Origin of the sequence: Flavobacterium sp. JAS (assembly GCF_020991455.1) — a bacterium.
GTDB lineage: Bacteria > Bacteroidota > Bacteroidia > Flavobacteriales > Flavobacteriaceae > Flavobacterium.
Genome location: NZ_JAJMOX010000002.1, coordinates 188,750 through 209,809, shown reverse-complemented (window position 1 = coordinate 209,809; position 21,060 = coordinate 188,750). Strand labels below are relative to the sequence as shown.

Below are 21,060 nucleotides of genomic sequence, written 5' to 3'. Positions count from 1 at the left end.
AAAACAAAAGAGATGGTTATAGGCCATCTCTTTTGCTTTTTTTGATTTATTGAGCTTCCAGTATCCATTGTTGATTTAGAGTTCCTGTAGCGCCATTAATGCTGTATTGAACAATCTTGGTACCGCTTGTGGTACTGCTTCCGGGATTATCCAGTACATAATGATTCGATAAATTACTTTGAATTACATATTTGTTGGATCCGGCCGGAATCAGGTTCCATTGCTGATTTGTGCCATTTGTGATGGTATATTGAATTATATTTCCACCTAATGTTTGTGTGCCGCCTGATATATCAAGCGCCTTGTTACTATTGGCATTAATAATTACATAAGCAGTTCCCTGCGTATTAAATTTCCACTTTTGTCCATTTCCTGTGGCGCTGGTACTTTGCACAAGAAAAGCACTGTTGGCAGTACTGTTATTCTCAAGAGCCAGATAAAGACCACTCGAAGCGTTTTTAATTTTATACCATGTACCTGCTATTGGGCCAGAATTAGCCGTAACCGGTACGATTAAAGGAGTAGAGTTTTGATTGAAAATATCTGTAATGGTAATTTTTACCGAGTAAGTTCCTGTACCTAGTGTACTGGCAATAGTGGCAGACCTTTTTTGAGGTAGCACTTCGTTTACGGTACTCACAACGGCTCCTGATGGATCAAGTAATTCTATTTTCGAAGAAAACTGTGGGCTTTTAGTTTGATTGTTTGTCCAGTTTACAGTTACTGCACTACCGCTGCTAGTGGCTGTGGCAGATTGAACCTCGGCAATGGTTAAACTAGGGGCAGTACCTTGATTGCTTTGTGCTGGAAGCGCCAATGTACGTCCTGTGCCAAATCCGGCACTAGGCTGAACATTACCACCATGCTCCATAAAATAAGCATCTTCTGTAGCATCATAGCCAGAATTAAAAGCCCTGTCGTATATTCCGTTTCTGCCTTCATCACCGGCATTAGCACTGAAATTTCTGCTGGTGTGCTTTTCCCATGTATTGTTTGTGCTTAAATTCCAACAATCTTTAAAAAAGGCTTTTCTAATATATCTGCCATCATAAGCAGTATCAGCTCCTGTCCAGTTTTCTAAAAAGGCATCATTACCTGAGCCTAAGAAAGTGGTTCTATCAGGGACGGCTAGTGTGGAGGTATGAAACCAAATTCCGGTAGTTTGATTTTGGATAAAAGTACCGATGTATAGTTTTCCATTTAATTTCCACGCTCTTAAAGCTATATTATACCAAGTGTTAAGTGTCCATTGGTAAGGATTAATGGTTTTGTATCCATCACCTTCACCACCAAATCTACTACTTATAGTACCAGTGCCGGTATAGGCTACTTCAGAGAAAACTCCTCCGGCAGTATTAGGATCCCATAAGGAAGAAATCAGGATATTAGGTGTTCCAAAAGAGGTGTCGGGTGTTTGTTGCAAGCCTGCATAACCTCCTGAATAATTGTGCACCGAGAAATATTCTGCGTTGGCCGATTGGGTAATTTTTATTCTGTGTAGTTTAACAATGGCATCAGATGGAAAAGAAAAAAAGATGTGTTCTGATGGGGCTGCGTTTTCTCCGCTTACCTTAGCGGTCTTGGCTAACTTTATAGCCGATTCAGACAATTGTGGGCTTTGGGTAATGGTATCATCCTGACAAGATATAAGAATGGATAAAAAGAAAAACATAGCCCTTAAAGGCCAAGAAAAAAAAGTAGTTGATCTCATAGTTTTAAAATTTGTTAATTATTAATATTATTCTTTAAGCACATGACAAAAAATATATTTTATTAACTTTCACTAAATCAACCATCTGAAAATTAATATAACAAACTGACATTCAAGATGTTTTTTTCTATGTTCCTGTATTTTAACGTACCAGCAATAACTAATTCTCAAAGTTTTAATTTCTAGCCAGGACATAGCCAACCACGCTAATGATAAATTCATATTCATTAGACTCAAATAATTTAAAAATATAGTTAGTACATTCAGTATGATAGATGCCTATTTATGCTTCTATTTTAAGAGTAACAAAAAACCAACAACACTTAATCACTAGTTTTTTTCTTAAAACAATTAAAAAACATCAACAAAACAACACTAAAACCATATTTAATTAAATAAAATAACACAATTAGCAACAATTATATTACTAAACTATATAATTTTTTATTAATAAAAAAAGGGAAAACAAAAAAAGTGTGTTCGAACACATTAAAATATGTGTTCGAACACACTAAATACCTACAACTACCAATAGTGACCATCTTTGTAAATATTTTCCTTTTTTTACAATTGTAAGAAAAATAAAGCACAAATATTTTAATAATTAAACCTTAAAATTGTAATGCAAAACAAAAGACTAAAAAAAACCGCTAACGAAAGTATCAGCGGTTTTAAAATATTTTAAAGAGTTGCAGCTGCTTCTAAAATTAATGCTGTTACTTCTTTTGGATGTGATGCCAAAGAGGCATGACCGGAATCGAATTGAATAATTTTCTTGGGACTCATTCTCTCTGCCATTTCTTTCTGCGTTTCTGGAGGAATCATATTATCCTGATTCGAAATCTGGTACCAACTTGGCTGTGTTTTCCATGCGGGTTCACCTGCTTGATCTCCAAAACATTGTCCATGTATAGGCCTTTGAGATAAAGACATTATCAAGGCACTATTTTCGTCTAAATCCTGGCAGAATGATTTGTGGAACTCATCGTACTTAATCCATAAAAAACCTTTTGAATCCGGATAAATACTAGCCCCACCTGAACCTGCTCTACGCCCTAAAAGAGCCCCTAGGCTCTCGCCTGTATCGGGTGCAAATGCAGCAATGAATACTAAGCCTACAACTTTTTCATGTTGTCCTGCCCCTGAAATTACCGCCCCTCCATAAGAATGTCCTACTAATAGAACTTTCCCGTCTTGCGCATCAATTAAATCTTTTGTTTTTGTTATATCATCTTGCAAAGAGGTTAAAGGGTTTTGAACGCTACGTACTTTGTAACCTTCTTTTACCAATGCAGGAATAACATGTTGCCAATGCGAACCATCACCCCAAGCACCGTGAACCAGAATAATGGTCAAATCTTTAGCTTTCATAAGTTTTACATTTTAAATTATTAAAACATAAAGTTACTTCTTTACAACTCAAAAACAGCTAGTTAGAATCAATTAATAGGTCTTCGATTCTTTTTTTTGTATCATGTTAAAATTTTTCTATTATTTTCGACCAACCTCTTCCCTACAGAATTATTTGTTATATAATTTTTGTAAATCACCTTTATGCAATAATAAAAGTTCTGATTACCAATTATTGCCCAGTAAAATAGTTAGCTCCCCAAATCGTATATCGCTTTTTCATCGTTTCAATTTTTGTTTGAAATTCAGTCCAGTTCTTACTTTCTTTTGAAGACCACAATACTTCGCTTAAAGCACTGAGACGAGGGAATATCATATATTCTACTTTGGCAGGATTAGCCATATATTCTGTCCAAACATTACCTTGAGCTCCCAATACATATTTTGCTTGCTGCTCATTCAGCTCTTTAGGAATTGGCTCATAACTATACACTGTTTCTATTGGCAAATAACCTCCAATTGTAACTTCTTTTTCGTTCTTAGTTTGAGAATGATCTAAATAAACATGACTTCCCGGAGTCATAATTACCTGATGATTTTCCTTTGCGGCCGCAATGCCTCCTTCTTCGCCTCTCCAGCTCATCACAATAGCATTTGGTGCAAGACCTCCTTCTAATATTTCGTCCCAACCTATTAAGGTTCTTCCTTTTTTATTAATATATTTTTCCATGCGCTGGATGAAATAACTTTGAAGACCATGTTCATCCTTCAAATTTTTATCTTTTATCATTTGCTGACAAAACGCACTTCTTTTCCAAGCATCTTTAGGAGATTCGTCTCCACCCACATGAATGTATTTTGATGGAAATAAAGCGATCACCTCATCGAGAACATCCTCCAGAAATTTAAAAGTATATTCTGATGGAACAAACACATCGGTATGAACTCCCCAGGTTTCCTGAACAATTTTATTTCTTCCCTTTGCCATTTCCTGCTTGCTCTTATCAGAGATCATATTATCGGGAAGATTCGTTTTCTCCTCTGGAAAACAACTCAACTGCGGATAAGCAGCAATAGCGGCGCTGCTGTGTCCTGGCATTTCAATTTCCGGAATAACCGTTATAAAACGATCCGAGGCATATTTTACAATATCTTTTACTTCTTCCTGAGTATAAAAACCTCCTTCTGGTGTATTATCGCTTCCTTTACCAGGATAACTGCCAATAATGCTTCCATTTCTTTTAGAACCAATTTCAGTAAGTTTTGGGTATTTTTTGATCTCAATTCTCCAACCTTGATCTTCTGTTAAATGCCAATGAAAATAATTCATTTTATGCAAGGCTAAATAATCGATGTATTTTTTAACAAATTCAACCGAGAAAAAATGACGCCCAACATCCAACATTGCTCCTCTGTAAGCAAAACGGGGTTGATCTTTTATAGCTACAGCTGCAATTGCAAGACTATTACTTTTTTCTACAGGCAATAATTGAATAAGAGTTTGCATTCCGTAAAAAGTTCCCATGGGAGAATTACCATTAATTTCAACACCATTTTTATCTGATTTGAACCTATAGCCTTCACCTTTAAGTCCATCAATATTCTTTTGACTTATTAATTTAATGGAATTTTTATCTGCTTTTTTTACAACAGCCAATTTAAATCCATAATAATTAAACAAATAACCATTCAAAAAAGCAGCCGTAGCATTATCCTCTTTATTGGTAACAACCAGGCTTGTTTGTGAATTAATTACAAAATTTCCGGTGTTTCTAACCACTTCTACTGGCTGGGGAATGATATTTACTTCCTGCGCAAACGACAATGTACTGCATAAAAGAAGTGAAAAGAAAAATGACTTTATCATGTTTACTATTTTATTAATTATTGTTAAAACTAAAAAAAAATACAATGTGTACGATAACACTTTAAGAAAAATTCGTAACAGATTTACTTAAAAACATATTTCTGAAACTTGATGTTATTAAGTTAAGCTTTTTATAAAATTAATCTCGCAGAGGCACGAATGTTTTGTCATTTCCACAAAGAAGACAATAATTGTGTTTATGCTTTGCGACTTCACGCCTTTGCGGGAGATTTATTGGTTATAACATTATTGTTAAACTTTATATTCAATATTTCCTGTAGTATCTTAATCTATTTTGTGTAAGCTACTGCATGTTGTTTACTGCTGCCTAAACCATCCATTCCTAATTCGATTACATCTCCTGCTTTGATGTAAATAGGCTCTGGTTTAATTCCTAAACCAACACCCGGAGGAGTTCCTGTGCTGATGATATCACCTGGAAGCAAAGTCATAAACTGGCTTAAATAATGCACTAAAAAAGGAATTTTGAATACCAAATTAGAGGTATTACTGTTTTGAAATTTTTTCCCGTTTACTGTTAACCACATTGGTATATTGTTCACATCTGCAATTTCATCCTGAGTAGCCAAAAAAGGTCCAAGCGGAGCGAATGTATCACATCCTTTTCCTTTTGCCCATTGTCCTCCGCGTTCTATTTGAAAAGCTCTTTCGCTATAATCATTAAGTAAAGCATACCCGGCAACATAATCTAAAGCATCAGCTTCTTCTACATAACTTGCTTTTTTACCCACTATAAAAGCCAACTCGATTTCCCAATCTGTTTTTTCACTGTTCTTAGGGATTATCAAATCATCATTTGGGCCACATAAAGATGTAGTTGATTTAAAAAAGATAATTGGCTCGGCCGGAATTGGTGCATTGGTTTCTAAACAATGATCTACATAATTTAAACCAATGCAAATTATTTTTGAAGGTCTGGCCACGGGAGAACCTAAACGTACATTCGAATCAACTTCAGGTAAAGTTGGATTGCTTTCTAATGCTTTTTTTAATTTCTCTAATCCGTTTTCTTCAAAAAATGTTTCGTTATAATCCGTTACTATTGAAGAGACATCAAATCTTTTTTCTCCTATTAAAATACCTGGCTTTTCTTTACCGGCTTCTCCAAATCGTATTAGTTTCATTTTATTACTTTTATTATATTATACTTCTCTTATTTTTTCAGACAACATTATCCTTGTCGCTTATTCAATTACATAAATTGTAGCACTTCTTGCCCCATGTGCTCCTATTACCAATGACTGTTCTATATCGGCAGTTTTAGAAGGTCCGGCTATAAAAGCTCCAAATCCTTCTCTTGATACCTCTAGTTTTTCATACGCCTGATGTAACGTATTTACAATGTTTTTTTTCTCAATCACCAAAATCAAATGCTGGCATATAAAAGGAACAAGTCTATTTATCATTTGGCTTTCATAAACCCAAACGGCGCCATTTTCTGCCACTCCAAGGGCACCTTCAACATACGCTTTTTCAACTTTTTCTAATTCAAATGCTGGCAAAAAAGCTACTTGTTTATCTACATCTCCAAGTGCGGCTATAGTATTTATTACAAAACTTCCGTTTGTTTTATCCCCGATTAATTGCTCTTTTAGTACAGCTATATCCGAGATCAATTCTACTTTACCGCCAATGCTTTCCAATACCGTTTTAAACTGCGCATAAGCATTATCATAGTCAATAACAGCTGCAATATCTATAACAGGAAGCTCGACCAGTTCAGGCTGATTCATTGCTATGGCATTCAATATATTTTCTCTTGCACTCATATTCTCTTATTAGCCAATGTTTTATTTTTGGTTTTTCCCATTCTTTAAATACCAATCCCTGAAAGATTCCTTGGGAGCTACTGGCATTTCTCTTTGTTTGAACCAAAGATTTAATTTATTATTTACCATAAAAGGAAACAAATGCATCACACCTTTTCCCATTTTTCCCATCGCACGATACACTTTAGGATTCGAGAATACGAAACTCATTCCCTTCATGCCTATTTTTTTACTGGCTGTTACATACCCTTCAGCAACAATTACTTGTCTCCATTTCCATAACTGCTCATGAATATTGATTTTAACCGGACATACATTGCTGCAACTACCACACAGGGTCGATGCAAAAGGCAAATCGGCATTGGCTTTCATATCTAAATTTGGATTTAAAATAGAACCAATTGGTCCCGCAACAGCAGTATGATAACTATGTCCGCCACTTCTTCGGTATACCGGACAAGTGTTAAAACATGCCGCGCAACGGATGCATTTTAATGAATTTCTAAAATCTTCCCTTCCCAATTGTTTGCTGCGGCCATTATCTACAATCACAATATGCATTTCCTGATTTGATCTTGGTTTATGAAAATGACTCGAGTAGGTTGTAATAGGCTGACCTGTGGCGCTTCTGGCCAATAATCTCAAAAAGACAGCTAAATGCTCTGCTTTTGGAATTAATTTTTCAAAGCCCATACAAGCAATGTGTACAGGCGCTGTATGAGCTCCCATATCGGCATTTCCTTCATTGGTACAAACTACAAAACCTCCCGTTTCAGCAATGGCAAAATTGACTCCGGTAATGGCTAACTCTGACTCTATAAACTTGTTACGCAGGTGTTGTCTTGCAGCTTCGGTTAAATATTGTGGATCATTATTTCCTTTTTCAGTTTGCAAATGCTCATGAAAAGTAGCACTTACATCTTCTTTTTTTAAGTGAATGGCCGGCAACACAATATGACTTGGCGGTTCTTTTCTGAATTGAACAATACGTTCTCCCAGATCAGTATCAACCACTTCTATTGCGTTATGCTGTAAATATTCATTCAAATGACACTCTTCGGTTAACATACTCTTGCTCTTGACAATTTTCTGAATCCCGTGTTTTTTGATAATTTTATGAATTATCTCATTGTGTTCTTTAGCGTCTGAAGCCCAATGCACTTTTATGCCATTTGCTGTAGCTTTTTCTTCAAATTCTTTTAAATAATTAGAAAGATTTGAAAGTGTGTTGTTCTTTATCTGCGAAGCCCATTCTCTTAATTGCTCCCATTCCGGTAAACCATGAGCGGCCTTATCGCGCTTCTCACGAACAAACCACAAAGTTTCGTCGTGCCAGTCGGTTCTAGGCTCGTCAGCTATAAACTTTTGCGCTAATGCAGCGTGTTTTACCTTCATGCTTTTAAATTTATTCTACTCTTTACTAAAGACTAATTGCATTTTTTTATAATAAACTATTCAATATTTCAGCAATATGAATGGTCTTTACTTTACTTCCTTGTCGTTTTAATATACCCTCAAGATGCATCAGGCAACTGGTATCTCCTGCGGTAATATAATCTACCTCGTTATTGTCGTGCTCTTTTATTCTGTCCTTACCCATTTTTACGCTTACTGCCTCTTCAAACACGCAAAAGGTACCTCCAAAACCACAACATTCATCATTTCGTTTTGGTTTACTCAACTCAATACCTTCGACCATTTTTAATAATTGTTCCGGCTTAGAGAATTCAGGCAGCATTGTTTCTGTCATTGAAGAAAGATGCAATCCTCTTTGTCCGTGGCAACTATTGTGCATCCCGACTTTATAAGGAAAACTGGCTTTAATACTTTTTACTTTTAAGATATCGGTTAAAAATTCGGTGAGTTCATAAATAGTACTACGAATCTGTAATGCTTCTTGCGGATTTTTATCATCCTGCAAATGCTCTTTTACATGCAAAACGCAACTCCCTGAAGGCGCAACTATATAATCAAATCCAGAGAAATTTTTAACAAAATTTATATCGCAACCCTTACTCAAACTTGCAAAACCACTATTAGCCATAGGCTGACCACAGCAAGTTTGCTGCAGGGGAAAAGTGACATCGCAACCTAACTTTTCTAATACCTGCAAGGTAGCAATACCCACATTAGGGTAAAACTGGTCTATATAGCAGGGTATGAATAAGGCAACCTTCATTATAAATTAGTTATTTAATTTAATAAAACCTCCATCAATAGGATAATCGCAACCGGTAACAAAACCAGATTCATCGCTGCATAAAAACAAAGCCAAAGCTGCAACTTCATCTGGTTTTGCCATACGTCCGATAGGTTGTGACTTTGATAATTTTTCGAACATTTCTGCTTCCTGACCCGGATAATTCTTGGCAATGAATCCATCTACAAAAGGTGTATGCACACGCGCTGGAGAAACAGAATTACAACGGATATTTTCGATCATATAATCTCTTGCTATCGATAATGTCATTGCCATTACAGCTCCTTTTGCCGTAGAATAAGCAAATCGATCAGGAATCCCCACCCATGCAGCAATCGAGGCCATATTTAAAATAACTCCTCCGCCTGTATTTCTAAAATGTGGTATAGAAGCATGTAAACAATTGTAAACTCCTTTTACATTCACATTCATAATTCGGTCAAAATCTGCTTCAGGAGTAGTATCTACTTTTCCAACATGAGCAATTCCTGCATTGTTTACCAAAATATTAATATTTCCAATTTTTTCAAATGTAGACAATACTTCTTGTTGATTGGCAACATTACAAGCATGCGAAAATACTTTTCCTCCATTTGCTTTTATTTCTTCAACAGCCCTTTGGGCGCTTTCTTGGGTTAATTCAATAATATGTACCTCAGCTCCTTGTTTGGCAAATAAAACCGAAATGGCTTTCCCAATTCCGCTGCCACCACCGGTAACAACCGCTTTTTTATTTTGTAATGAAAACATCTGTTTTTGTTTAAAATTTTAAAATTATAGAGAAACGCCTCGTTTCCACGGAATAAAATCATCTTGGTTTAATAAAACTGCTTTTGGAATAATTTCTCCACTGGCTGCTTTAATGCAATATTCCAAAATATCTTCACCCATTTCTTCGATTGACTTTTCACCGCTAATAATCGGACCACAGTCGATATCAATAATATCGCTCATTTTTTTTGCCAAAATAGAATTTGTAGCCACTTTAATAACAGGACAAACCGGGTTACCTGTTGGAGTTCCTAATCCCGTGGTAAACAATATTAAGGTTGCTCCGGATGCCGCTTTACCTGTTGTTGCTTCCACATCATTTCCTGGTGTACAAACCAAACTCAAACCTGCTTTTGTTGCCGGTTCTGTATAATCTAATACATCAACTACTGGTGCTGTCCCTCCTTTTTTAGCTGCTCCGGCGCTTTTTATAGCATCGGTTATTAATCCGTCTTTGATATTTCCCGGCGATGGATTCATGTGAAATCCTGAACCTACTTTATGAGCCAAAGCATCATAAGACTGCATTAAATCAATAAATTTTTGGGCAACTGGTTCTGATATACAACGATCAATTAAATTTTGTTCTACTCCGCATAATTCCGGAAATTCTGCCAGTAATACTTTACCTCCCAAAGCTACCAATAAATCTGAAGTATAACCTACAGCCGGATTAGCCGAAACCCCGCTAAAACCATCACTTCCTCCGCATTTAACTCCCAGACATAATTCGCTTAATGGTGCCGGAATTCTTTCTTGTTTGTTTATTTCAATTAATCCTTCAAATGTCTTTTTAATGGCATCGGCAATCAATTGTTCTTCACTTTTTGACTGTTGTTGCTCAAAAATAAATATCGGTTTATCAAAAGATGGATCTTGTTTTTTGACATCATTTGTAAAATCCTGTACTTGCAAATGTTGGCATCCTAAACTCAAAACTGTTATACCCGCCACATTTGGATGATTTGCGTACGAAGCCAATAAAGCGCTCAATGTAGAAGCATCCTGACGCGTGCCTCCACAACCTCCTTGATGATTTAGGAATTTAATCCCGTCTACATTTTTAAAGATGCGGTTCGCAATTGCATCTGGAGTCAATTGAACATTTATGGTGTCCAGATTTTCTCCTTTTTTAAATGCTTCAAGTAAACTATGAGTATATTGGGTGTATTTATCACTCACGGAATACCCTAATTCATTATGCAGGGCTTCACGTATTACATCAAGATTTCTGTTCTCACAAAATACTGTTGGTACAAACAGCCAATAATTGGCAGTTCCAAAACGACCATCGCTTCTTTTATATCCTTTAAAAGTTCTGTCTTTATACTTTGAAACATCTGGTGCTTTCCATTCAAAATCAACATCACGATACTGATACGGTTCTGCTGCATGTTTAAGATTATCTGTTGTCATTAGGCTGCCTTTTGCAACATCATTTTGCACTTTTCCAACCAGAACACCATACATGATTATCTCAGCTCCCGCTTTCAAATCATCAATATAAAATTTATGTTTTGCCTTAATGGTATCTTGCAGGATATAATTCTCTTTTTCAAAAATTACACTTTCTCCTTTTGGTAAATCGGCTAAAGCTACCAGTACATTATCTTGCGGGTGCATTTTTATCACCAATCTTTTAACTGCGTTTTCTAACATCTTATATAAATAGAATTATGCTTTATTTGTTTTATGTCCATTAAATGCGAACAATAGTATTACTGAAAAACAAGTCAGAGGAACTACATAACCATTTTGAATACTTCCTGTAACATCTGAAATAAATCCTAAAACCGGAGGAAGTAAAGCTCCTCCAACTATTGACATTACGATCAATGAAGATCCTATTTTGGTATTATGTCCAAGTCCGTCAATTCCCATTGAAAAAATAGTTGGAAACATGATACTCATAAAAAATGCAATTGCTATTAAGGTATAGACCACTAGCATTCCTGTCCCTACTATCGCTAATATTGACAATAGAATATTTATCATTGCATAAATGATTAATAATTTTCTTGGTTGTACATATTGCATGAAGAATGTTCCTGCGAAACGACCCAGCATAAATGCAAGACCATAAAAACCTAAATATTTGGCAGCGATATCTTCATCTAAACCTGCCGAAGTAGTGGCCATTTTGATAAAAAAACTTCCCACGCAAACCTGCGCTCCAACATAAAAGAATTGTGCTAAAATTCCCCATCGCAATCGCATTGATTTCAAAGCTCCGGCAAAACTAGCTCCGTCTGCCCCTTCTTTATCTTCGTCTTTTACATCGGGCATATTGGTAAAATAAAAAACTACAGCTACTGATAAAATAATCAGTCCTAATATCAAATAAGGCATTTTTACACTTGCCGCTTCTTCTAAAATATGAGCGTGTAATGCAGCAGGCGTCATTGCATCCATTTGAGCCTGAGTTAAATTTTTTCCCGATAAAATCATCGGACCAATGTATGCAGGGGCAATAAAAGCCGCCAGTCCATTAAACGATTGTGAAAAGTTTAGTCTTTTGGTCGCTGTTTCAGATGGCCCCAATATGGTTACATAAGGATTGGCAGCCGTTTCTAAAAAAGTAAGTCCACAGGCTATAACAAACAAAGCACCCAAAAAATAAATATATTGTAATGAATTGGCAGCTGGCACAAACAAAATTGAACCAATACCAAACAGCACTAATCCTATCATGATACCCGATTTATAACCATACTTTCTCATGATATAACCCGCTGGCAAAGCCATAACAAAATAGGCTATAAAAACAGATGAGTCAATCAAAGAAGATTCCAGATCGGTAAGATTAAATGCTTTTCTTAAATGCGGAATAAGTATTGGATCTAAATTGTGTACAAATCCCCAGAAAAAAAACAAACTGGTCACCAATATAAAGGGAAACAGCCACTTTTTATTTTCTTTAGAACTAACATTCTTTTGGATATCTATTTGAGTTGTTAATGCCATATGTTTTTTATTAAATTCATGCTTTTTTACGATTATAAAAATACAAAGCTTAAAATATATTTATTAATTCAATATTACCCTTGTTTAATTAGTAATTATCTTTGTTTAAAATAATATAAATTATGAAAACAACGCTTTATCAAAATTGAAGTTGTTGCTATCGAATTAAATATAGTGCTTTATCGTTTTTATTAAAGCAATAAAGCTTCCAGTTTTAAAAAAACTGAAAGCCCTAAAAGTAGATTCCGTATTATAAATCTTGGCTAAAGTTCCTAAAGACAAGAAACTAATTAAAATACTCTATTGATAGTATCACCCAAAACCAACTACAAAAGGTAAAGTTCATCTTAGTCAGATCATTTTATCTCTGTTTTCTATTCTTTGGATCTGATCCCAACCTTTTTAACGATTTATAAACCCGAAAAAGCTTTTCCACTCAAATACAATTTAAAATCTTTGATTCTTCCATTAGCATTATCTTGGCGAGGCAGATATTTCAAACCACTGCAATTTACTGATTCTCCAAGATCGATCACCAATTGATGAGGATGTTTGGGGGAATTCTCGCTCCATTCTGTATGCCAAATAGAAGTACTCTGAAGATCAAAAACATTATCTGCTTTTCCATCATCGCCATCTATCTCTTCACTATCTGCATAAAGAATTTTCCATTTATTACGAGGTAACTCTTTTCCTTTTTCATCTAAAAGATATAACTCGGCTATAGTAGTATAAGGATCATCTTTTTTTTGTGAACTCAAACTTTCTATACAAAAATACCTTCCTTTAGTACTGTTAAATTTAACCGTTTGCCATTCGATTCCATCTTTAAATCCACCTTGATATACAAGAATATTATCCCCTAATTGCAGCGTCTGATTTTCCTTGCGGTGTTTTTCAATTTTCATTTTTATAGCTAAATCATCCAATTTAGGCAGTTCTAATCCCATCAAACTATTTTTTGCAGGCCCTACATAGTCCAGAATAGTAATTTCATTAGAACCTTTTTTCAACCAAGGCGCCGGAACATACATTGTTTGAGTAGGTCCAATATTCCAAAATCTGCCTAAACAATGTCCGTTTATCCAAACAAGACCTTTACCCCAAGTACTTACATCCAAAAAAGTATCTCCAATTTCTTTAACAGTAAATACTCCTTTGTAATAAGAAGGCATATTGGTTTTACCTGATTTAAATTTCAGATATTGAGGAGGTCCATCATTACTCAATGCCATTGGATACACTTGCCAATTGATTAATTCTGTTGATTTTCCATTAGAATCACTAATTATGACTTTATCCGTTATTCCTTTTCGGTCGTGCATTCCCTCTCCGTAATTCACACGCCCCATGGCCTCTATCAAAATATCTAAAACATCACCTGCTTTTGTAGCCGGTAACTTGCAACTATTTTCATTTTTTCTTCGATCAAGTGTGGCAATTTTTTTTCCATTTATAAATACCAAAGCAAAATCATGCACTTCTTTGATATTTAAAGTTGATGCCGCTGCTGCTGATAATTTTGTACGATAGAGAATACTTCCATATCCCTGATCATATTCTTCCATATTTTTCACCTTTGTATCAGAAACAAATGCAGGCAAATTAGAGAATAATGGGGCGATTTCTGTAGTAGAAAATGCTGGAATCTTTATTACTTTATTTCTTGCTGGCACTGCTGGTAAGGTTTCACCTTCTTGTAAATAGCCCGAAAAAAGTTTTCGAAGCGCATAAAATTTATCGGTATCCCAGCCTGCTTCGCTAATTGGCGCATCATAATCATAACTAGAGGTTTGTGGCAAATAAGGCGGACTATTAGCTCCTGTCCATTGTCCAAAAGTAGTACCACCGTGCGCCATATAGATACTAAAAGATGCTTTTTGGTCTAACATATACCCGATTTCTTTTACCACATGGTCAACAGAACCCGTATGATGTTTAGTCCCCCATGAATCAAACCAACCCGGATAATATTCTCCACACATCAAAGGTCCTTTTGGGCGGATATCCCGTAGTGCTTTAAAACCAGATTCAGGATTACCTCCAAAATTCACCACGCTAAAAATATCCTCGCGAACATCTTTTTTTAATTGAGAAGGTCCATCGCAAGTAAAAAGAGGAACATTAAAACCAGCTTCGACCAAATAATCGCGAATCTTACCAATATACTCCTTGTCATCTCCATAAGAACCATATTCATTCTCTACTTGAGTCATAATAATTGGGCCTCCGTTGGTCACTTGTAAAGGTGCTAAAACTTTCCCTACCTGATTGAGGTATAAACGACAACGTTCTAAATAATACGGATCTTGTGTACGTAACTTTATATCTTTCTTTTTAAGCAACCACCATGGAAAACCTCCAAACTCCCATTCTGCGCAAGAATATGGCCCAGGGCGAAGGATTACAAAAAGACCTTCCTTTTGAGCCAGCTTACAAAACTCAGCTGCATCAGCCATTCCAGACCAATTAAATTGCCCTGGTTCTGGTTCATGAGTATTCCAAAACAAATAAGCACAAACGGTATTCAACCCCATTGCTTTGGCCATCTTCAAACGATGTACCCAATATTCTTTAGCAATACGCGCAAAATGCATTTCACCACATCTAATTACATATGGTTTTCCATTTAACAGAAAATCATTTTCTCCTATTTTAAAAACTGTAGAGGTCTTAATAGCCTGATCACTTCCAGGCAATTTTTGGGATAGTCCCTTACTTACAATGAAAAGCAAGGATAAAAGTACAATCGTATTTTTCATTATTTATATTTTAAATTGGCAACTTGAATTAAATATATAAATCCAGCCTGGTAATGATTAAAAATTCCGAGTTCTATGTTATTTAAAAAGAATGGGGGAAATATTGATTCTTAACAGAACCGTCTTCAAACAAATCTATAATGGCATAACCTGGAGGCGTTTGCTTATAAAAGCTTTTTCCTGCAGAGTCTTTATCACCCGGCTCCCACCAAAAACCGCTCAATGCGCCATTGCAGTAATAATGTACATTATTATATACAGCCTCGTCAAGCAAATGAATGTGCCCACTTATACAAGTGATTTTTTTGTCTTTATGTTTATAGAAAAGGTCGCTGATGTATTTAGAATCGGTGTGGTTTCCTCCATCAACATGCGTACATACGGCCAGAATAGGGAAATGACTCATACAAACAACCGGTGTACCTGCAGCAATAGCCTGCAAATCTTTTTCTAACCACAAACGTTGTTCTTCGTCTAATGAACCTCCACCGTTATTACTGTCTAATATTACAAAATGCCATCCTTTTTTGTCAAAACTGTAATATCGATTTGGAATCCCGAGTTGCTTCACTACATAATCTTTTCCATACATTGAATCCTGTTTATCCGGAGCTGCCCACCACATATCATGATTTCCAAGACAGCTGTGCATTTCAAAATCGCTTATTGCTTTGGTTGTTTCGCTCCAGACTTTCCATAATTCATTTACTCTGTCTCTTGTAATATTATCGTAGTCTGCCGCAAAAATGGTATCTCCTCCATTTAGAAAAAAATCGACTTTGTGTTTCTTTATTTCCTCTAAACATTTTTCAAATCGATCCGGTGCGTTTTCTTCCGGTCGGATGTGTACATCGGTGATATGTGCAATACGTAACACTCTTTTAGATTTAGTGTTTTTTTTAGCAGCAGTGATTATAGATGCCGAACCGCTCAAAGCGACCGTTCCTGCAGTTAAACCAATATATTTTAATAATTCTCTTCTTTTCATTTTATGGTTTTGTGATTAGAAAAATTATTTTACAGAATATGGTCTGTCTTTAGGAGAAACTCCCCAGGTTTTAGACGGTTTTTCTCCCATTGTAAAAATCAATTCTCCGCCTTTCATAATGTCTGAATGAAGGATATAACTTTTGGCATACGCTTTTCCATTTAAAGTTGCTTTTTGGATATAAATGTTTTTCTGGCTATTGTTTACAGCTTTCACCGTAAAGCTTTTTCCATCAACCAAATTCAATACTGATTCATCCATAGTTGGACTGCCAAAAACATAAATCCCATTGAATGGATTTACACAATACATTCCCATTGCGCTCCAAACATACCAAGCCGACATTTGTCCTACGTCTTCGTTTCCGCATAATCCGTCTGGTTTGTCACTATATAAATTATCTACGATATAGCGTACTTTTTCAGCAGTTTTCCAAGGTTGTCCAACGAAATTATATAGATATGTAATATGATGACTTGGCTCGTTTCCATGCGCATACTGCCCAATCAAACCTGTAATATCACTTGAAGCCTCAGCTCCCATATCGCCTTTCACAACAAACAAATTATCCAGTTTTTTTGTAAAAGGTTTTTCTCCTCCTAACATTGCAATCAATCCTTCAACATCATGAGGCACTAACCAGGTATATTGCCATGCATTTCCTTCGGCAAAATCATCTTTCATGTGCGCCGATTTAAACGGATCAAAAGGTGTTCTCCATTGTGTATCGCTCACTTTTCCACGCACAAAAGTGGTCGAAGCGTCGTAATATTTCTGATAAGCTTTTGAGCGGTTATAGAAATAATTATAATCTTCAGCTTTACCCATTTTCTTAGCCATCATCGCAATTGCACCATCAGAGATTGCATATTCCATCCCAATTGCTACTGATTCTCTCAAACTATCTGCCGGAATGTAGCCTATTTTTTTTACGAAATTTAATCCGCGATCGTCCTGCATGGCAGTTGCTTTTACAGCTTCGAAAGCCAATTCACCGTCAATTCCTTTAATACCTTTTAAATACGCATCGGCAACAATCTGAATGGCACTGTTTCCAGGCATGCAATAGGTCTCATTGCCCATTAAATGCCAAACCGGAAGATGTCCTGTTTCCTGATAAATCGCCAACATTGAATTGATAATATCTGAAACTTTTTCGGTTTGTGTCAAGCTAAACAAAGGATTTGCACCTCTATAAGTATCCCATAATGAAAAAGTAGTCAAATTCGTAAATCCAGCTGCTTTATGCACTTGTTTATCCGAACCATAATAATCGCCATTGCTGTCATTATAAGTAGAAGGCGCAATCATTGTATGATATAAAGCAGTGTAGAAAGTTTTCATTTTGGCAAAATCACTCGATTTTACCGAAATCTTATTCAACTCTTTATTCCATTTTTCATCTGCCTCTGTTACTACTTTTTCGAAGTTCCAACCTGGAATTTCTTTTTTGATATTCATTAAAGCATTCTCAGTACTTACTGCCGAAATTCCTACTTTAATTTTAATTACCTCATCTTTTGAAGTCGAAAACTGAAGTACCGCTTTTGCACTATCACCCAAAACGACTTTATTAATCATCTCTTTGGTATTGTTATACAATTGGATTTTCTTAGCTGGTTTTGACAAAATCGCTGCAAAATAAATTCTTTGATCAGCAGCCCAACCTTTCGAAAAACGATAGCCTTCTATCAAAGTATCATTTTTTACTCTGATGTAAGTATCTACGGCTTTATCCCAACCGATTCCTTCAACCAAATCTAAGATGATATGTGATTTATCTGAAGCCGGAAAAGTATATTTCTGGAAACCCACTCTTTCAGAAGCAGTCATTTCGGCTTTGATTCCGTTTTTCTTCAAAATAACCGAATAATACCCTGGTTTTGCCACTTCATCTTTATGATCAAAACCTGAAATATATCCGTTTTCCATGTCTTTGGCACTTCCTTTTTTCAAATTGATTTTACCAACTGCGGGCATAAAAAGAAAATCGCCAAGATCACCAATTCCGGTTCCGCTTAAATGCGTGTGCGAGAATCCAATAATAGTTGGATCAGAATAATGATAACCCGAGCACCAATCCCAACCTTGTGAAATATTGACAGGCCCTAATTGAACCGCTCCAAAAGGCACATTTGCTCCCATGAAGACATGTCCGTGAAATCCCGTCCCAATAAAAGGATCTACATATTGCGTCAAATTTTGCTTAGAAACCTGACTATGTAATTGCAGCGTACAAACCCCTAAAATTGCAAAAAATGCTGATTTAAATTTTTTATTCATTTTCTTCTATTATTTTATAAAAGAGCAAAGCGATAAAATCTTGCCTCTTGCCTCTTTATTCTATTTTTATTCTCAATTCTCCTACTTCACAATTTCAAAACTCGTTTCCAACATAGTATCTCTCGAATTCGAACCAATTTTCAGGTTGTATTTTCCTTCGTAGATTTTAAACTGTTTTTTAGTATCATCCCATTTTTGAAGTTCTGTTAATGGAATTTCCAAAGTAAGAGTTTGAGAATTTCCTTTTGAAATTGACACACGTTTAAAAGCCTTCAATTCTTTCAACGGCATTCTGTCTACATTTGGATATTCAACATACACCTGAGCCACTTCATCACCATCATAATTTCCTGTGTTTTCGATTTTAATTTGCATTGAAATTTTATCAGAAGTCGATTTGATATTCTCTGGTTTTTGAATCCAATTGTATCCAAAAGTGGTATAGCTTAATCCAAAACCAAAAGGATATTGTACTTCTTTATCAAAATAGCGGTAGGTTCTCCCGGCCATTGCATAACTACTGTAATCTGGCAAATCGCTGAAAGATTTATAAAAACTAACTGGTAAATGTCCTGAGGGAGATACTTTTCCAAAAAGAAGATTGGCCAAAGCCGTTCCGCCTTGTTCACCTGGATACCAGGCAAAAACAATCGCATCAACATAAGGTTCAATTGCCGAAATATCAACGGCACTACCGCCGGTAATTACCGCTACAATAGGGTTTTTACTTCCTTTTCGAAGTGCCTTGATGTACGCAATATGCGAAGCGGGTAAATCCATATTTTTTCTATCACCTTTACCATCAGCGAGAAAAGCATCACCTTCTTCACCTTCATAAACGGGTGTAAAACCAATTACAGCAATGGTCAAATCGGCCATAGAAGCTGCCCAGACCCCACCAAAATTGGTTGTATCGGTAAAATCGCAGCCCATATCGTATTCTATACGAGTGTCGGGATCAACAGCGCCGGCAATTCCTTCAACAAAATTTACAGCTTTATCTGTAATTCCGTGGTAATTCCCTAACAAGGCATCTAATGAAGCAGCGTTTGGTCCCACCACCATCAGCGATTTATAATTCTCTTTTTTCAAAGGCAGTAACTTTGTTTTATTCTCACCTACTTCTCCATTTTTCAATAAAACCATACTTTGCTCTGCCATTTTTCGGCTAAGACTTCTGTGATATGTATTCGCTATACTGTCTATCCCATATTTGCGATACGGATTATCCTCGGCTTTATCATAAAATCCTAATTTGAACTGTGTGCGCAATGTTGGAGCCAATGCATTATCGATATCTTTAGTAGTAATCAATTTCTGATTCAGGGCATTGATGGCATCTTTTTGCAACAATCCGCTGCAATCCATATTCACGCCACCTTTGATTGCGGCTGCGGCAACAGTTACACTGTTTGGTAAGGTTTTATGACTGTCGTAAATATCTTGTAATGCCCAACAATCAGTAACAACATGCCCTCCGAATTTCCATTCTTTACGTAAAATATCGGTTAATAATGTTTTTCCAGTGCAACAAGGCTCTGAGTTTACTCTATTGTAAGCGCACATTACTGTTTCAACTTTAGCATCAACAAGTTTTTTGAAAGCGTATAAATAGGTTTCTCTGAGATCTTTTTCATCTACAATAACATCAATAGAATGTCTTGTTTTCTCGGGTCCGCTATGCACGGCAAAATGTTTGGCGCAAGCTGCAGTTTTCATATATCTTGGATCGGTTCCCTGTAATCCTTTGACATAAGCCGTTCCCATTTTTCCGGTAAGAAAAGGGTCTTCACCATAAGTTTCCTGCCCTCTTCCCCAACGAGGATCTCTGAAAATATTGATATTTGGTGACCAAAAATTCAATCCCATATATTGCAAACGGCGATCTTTGGCAATAGCCATATTATTCTTGGCTCTGGCTTCGGTAGAAATGGAATTGGCTACTTCATTCAATAAATTATCATTAAAAGAAGCTGCCATTGCAATAGCTTGCGGAAAAACAGTCGCTTTTCCTGCTCTTGCTACTCCGTGCAAAGATTCATTCCACCAATTGTATTGTGGGATATCCAATCGTTTCACAGCTTTGCTTTCAAATCCTAACAAGGAAATTTTCTCCTCGGTAGTCAATTGTTTCAATAAATCCTCTACTCTTTTATCGATTGATAGATTTTGATTTTTATAAGGAAGTGCTTTTTGCTGGCCTTGCAGCATGCTCACGCCAAAACAAAAAATTATTACAAACCTGTAGCTTCTTAAACAATTCATTACTGATGCATTTTAATTAGATTATCACTAAAATAGCTTACTATTAAAACTAAAAAATAGCAAGACTTTAAAAATAACTATTCTTAAACAGACAAAAGTCATTCTTGCC

14 protein-coding genes are annotated in these 21,060 nt (G+C 36.0%); all 14 read right to left on the bottom strand.

Annotated features, from left to right (window positions below; genetic code table 11):
- Positions 1-46 precede the first annotated feature (46 nt).
- A complete protein-coding gene (locus LPB88_RS03085; RefSeq protein WP_230712328.1) occupies positions 47-1,711 on the bottom strand; it encodes an RICIN domain-containing protein in 1,665 nt (554 codons plus the stop codon).
- A 681-nt stretch (positions 1,712-2,392) separates the two neighbouring features.
- Positions 2,393-3,082, bottom strand: a complete 690-nt coding sequence (locus LPB88_RS03080) for an alpha/beta hydrolase (RefSeq protein WP_230712327.1) — start codon at positions 3,080-3,082, stop codon at positions 2,393-2,395.
- A gap of 211 nt (positions 3,083-3,293) precedes the next feature.
- Complete coding sequence (locus LPB88_RS03075) at positions 3,294-4,928, bottom strand: beta-N-acetylhexosaminidase (RefSeq protein WP_230712326.1); 1,635 nt, start codon at positions 4,926-4,928, stop codon at positions 3,294-3,296.
- 290 nt (positions 4,929-5,218) lie between these two features.
- Positions 5,219-6,073: a fumarylacetoacetate hydrolase family protein gene (locus LPB88_RS03070; protein ID WP_230712325.1), complete on the bottom strand. Its 855-nt coding sequence runs from the start codon at positions 6,071-6,073 to the stop codon at positions 5,219-5,221.
- Positions 6,074-6,133: 60 nt separating this feature from the next.
- Positions 6,134-6,718 carry an LUD domain-containing protein gene (locus tag LPB88_RS03065; protein WP_230712324.1) on the bottom strand — a complete coding sequence of 195 codons (585 nt, stop codon included), beginning with the start codon at positions 6,716-6,718 and terminating at the stop codon, positions 6,134-6,136.
- A gap of 21 nt (positions 6,719-6,739) precedes the next feature.
- On the bottom strand, positions 6,740-8,113 hold the full coding sequence (locus tag LPB88_RS03060; protein ID WP_230712323.1) for a lactate utilization protein B: 1,374 nt from the start codon (positions 8,111-8,113) through the stop codon (positions 6,740-6,742).
- Between the two features lie 46 nt (positions 8,114-8,159).
- A complete protein-coding gene (locus tag LPB88_RS03055; protein WP_230712322.1) occupies positions 8,160-8,897 on the bottom strand; it encodes a (Fe-S)-binding protein in 738 nt (245 codons plus the stop codon).
- Between the two features lie 6 nt (positions 8,898-8,903).
- Positions 8,904-9,668, bottom strand: a complete 765-nt coding sequence (locus LPB88_RS03050; RefSeq protein WP_230712321.1) for an SDR family NAD(P)-dependent oxidoreductase — start codon at positions 9,666-9,668, stop codon at positions 8,904-8,906.
- 24 nt (positions 9,669-9,692) lie between these two features.
- Complete coding sequence (locus LPB88_RS03045; protein WP_230712320.1) at positions 9,693-11,312, bottom strand: UxaA family hydrolase; 1,620 nt, start codon at positions 11,310-11,312, stop codon at positions 9,693-9,695.
- A 51-nt stretch (positions 11,313-11,363) separates the two neighbouring features.
- Entirely contained in the window at positions 11,364-12,653 is a 1,290-nt protein-coding gene (gene fucP, locus LPB88_RS03040; protein ID WP_230712319.1) for an L-fucose:H+ symporter permease, read from the bottom strand.
- A gap of 410 nt (positions 12,654-13,063) precedes the next feature.
- Entirely contained in the window at positions 13,064-15,415 is a 2,352-nt protein-coding gene (locus LPB88_RS03035) for a beta-galactosidase (protein WP_230712318.1), read from the bottom strand.
- Between the two features lie 82 nt (positions 15,416-15,497).
- Complete coding sequence (locus LPB88_RS03030) at positions 15,498-16,403, bottom strand: metallophosphoesterase (protein ID WP_230712317.1); 906 nt, start codon at positions 16,401-16,403, stop codon at positions 15,498-15,500.
- Positions 16,404-16,427: 24 nt separating this feature from the next.
- Complete coding sequence (locus LPB88_RS03025) at positions 16,428-18,686, bottom strand: GH92 family glycosyl hydrolase (protein ID WP_230712316.1); 2,259 nt, start codon at positions 18,684-18,686, stop codon at positions 16,428-16,430.
- Positions 18,687-18,767: 81 nt separating this feature from the next.
- Positions 18,768-20,951, bottom strand: coding sequence for a glycoside hydrolase family 3 protein (locus tag LPB88_RS03020; RefSeq protein WP_230712315.1), 2,184 nt, complete (start codon positions 20,949-20,951; stop codon positions 18,768-18,770).
- Positions 20,952-21,060 lie beyond the last annotated feature (109 nt).

Bases quoted from the DNA above. Each gene is read 5' to 3' on its own strand.
- LPB88_RS03080 (WP_230712327.1), bottom strand. From the start codon at position 3,082: ATGAAAGCTAAAGATTTGACCATTATTCTGGTTCACGGTGCTTGGGGT.
- LPB88_RS03085 (WP_230712328.1), bottom strand. From the start codon at position 1,711: ATGAGATCAACTACTTTTTTTTCTTGGCCTTTAAGGGCTATGTTTTTC.
- LPB88_RS03055 (WP_230712322.1), bottom strand. From the start codon at position 8,897: ATGAAGGTTGCCTTATTCATACCCTGCTATATAGACCAGTTTTACCCT.
- LPB88_RS03065 (WP_230712324.1), bottom strand. From the start codon at position 6,718: ATGAGTGCAAGAGAAAATATATTGAATGCCATAGCAATGAATCAGCCT.
- LPB88_RS03035 (WP_230712318.1), bottom strand. From the start codon at position 15,415: ATGAAAAATACGATTGTACTTTTATCCTTGCTTTTCATTGTAAGTAAG.
- fucP (WP_230712319.1), bottom strand. From the start codon at position 12,653: ATGGCATTAACAACTCAAATAGATATCCAAAAGAATGTTAGTTCTAAA.
- LPB88_RS03060 (WP_230712323.1), bottom strand. From the start codon at position 8,113: ATGAAGGTAAAACACGCTGCATTAGCGCAAAAGTTTATAGCTGACGAG.
- LPB88_RS03020 (WP_230712315.1), bottom strand. From the start codon at position 20,951: ATGAATTGTTTAAGAAGCTACAGGTTTGTAATAATTTTTTGTTTTGGC.
- LPB88_RS03025 (WP_230712316.1), bottom strand. From the start codon at position 18,686: ATGAATAAAAAATTTAAATCAGCATTTTTTGCAATTTTAGGGGTTTGT.
- LPB88_RS03050 (WP_230712321.1), bottom strand. From the start codon at position 9,668: ATGTTTTCATTACAAAATAAAAAAGCGGTTGTTACCGGTGGTGGCAGC.
- LPB88_RS03030 (WP_230712317.1), bottom strand. From the start codon at position 16,403: ATGAAAAGAAGAGAATTATTAAAATATATTGGTTTAACTGCAGGAACG.
- LPB88_RS03045 (WP_230712320.1), bottom strand. From the start codon at position 11,312: ATGCACCCGCAAGATAATGTACTGGTAGCTTTAGCCGATTTACCAAAA.
- LPB88_RS03075 (WP_230712326.1), bottom strand. From the start codon at position 4,928: ATGATAAAGTCATTTTTCTTTTCACTTCTTTTATGCAGTACATTGTCG.
- LPB88_RS03070 (WP_230712325.1), bottom strand. From the start codon at position 6,073: ATGAAACTAATACGATTTGGAGAAGCCGGTAAAGAAAAGCCAGGTATT.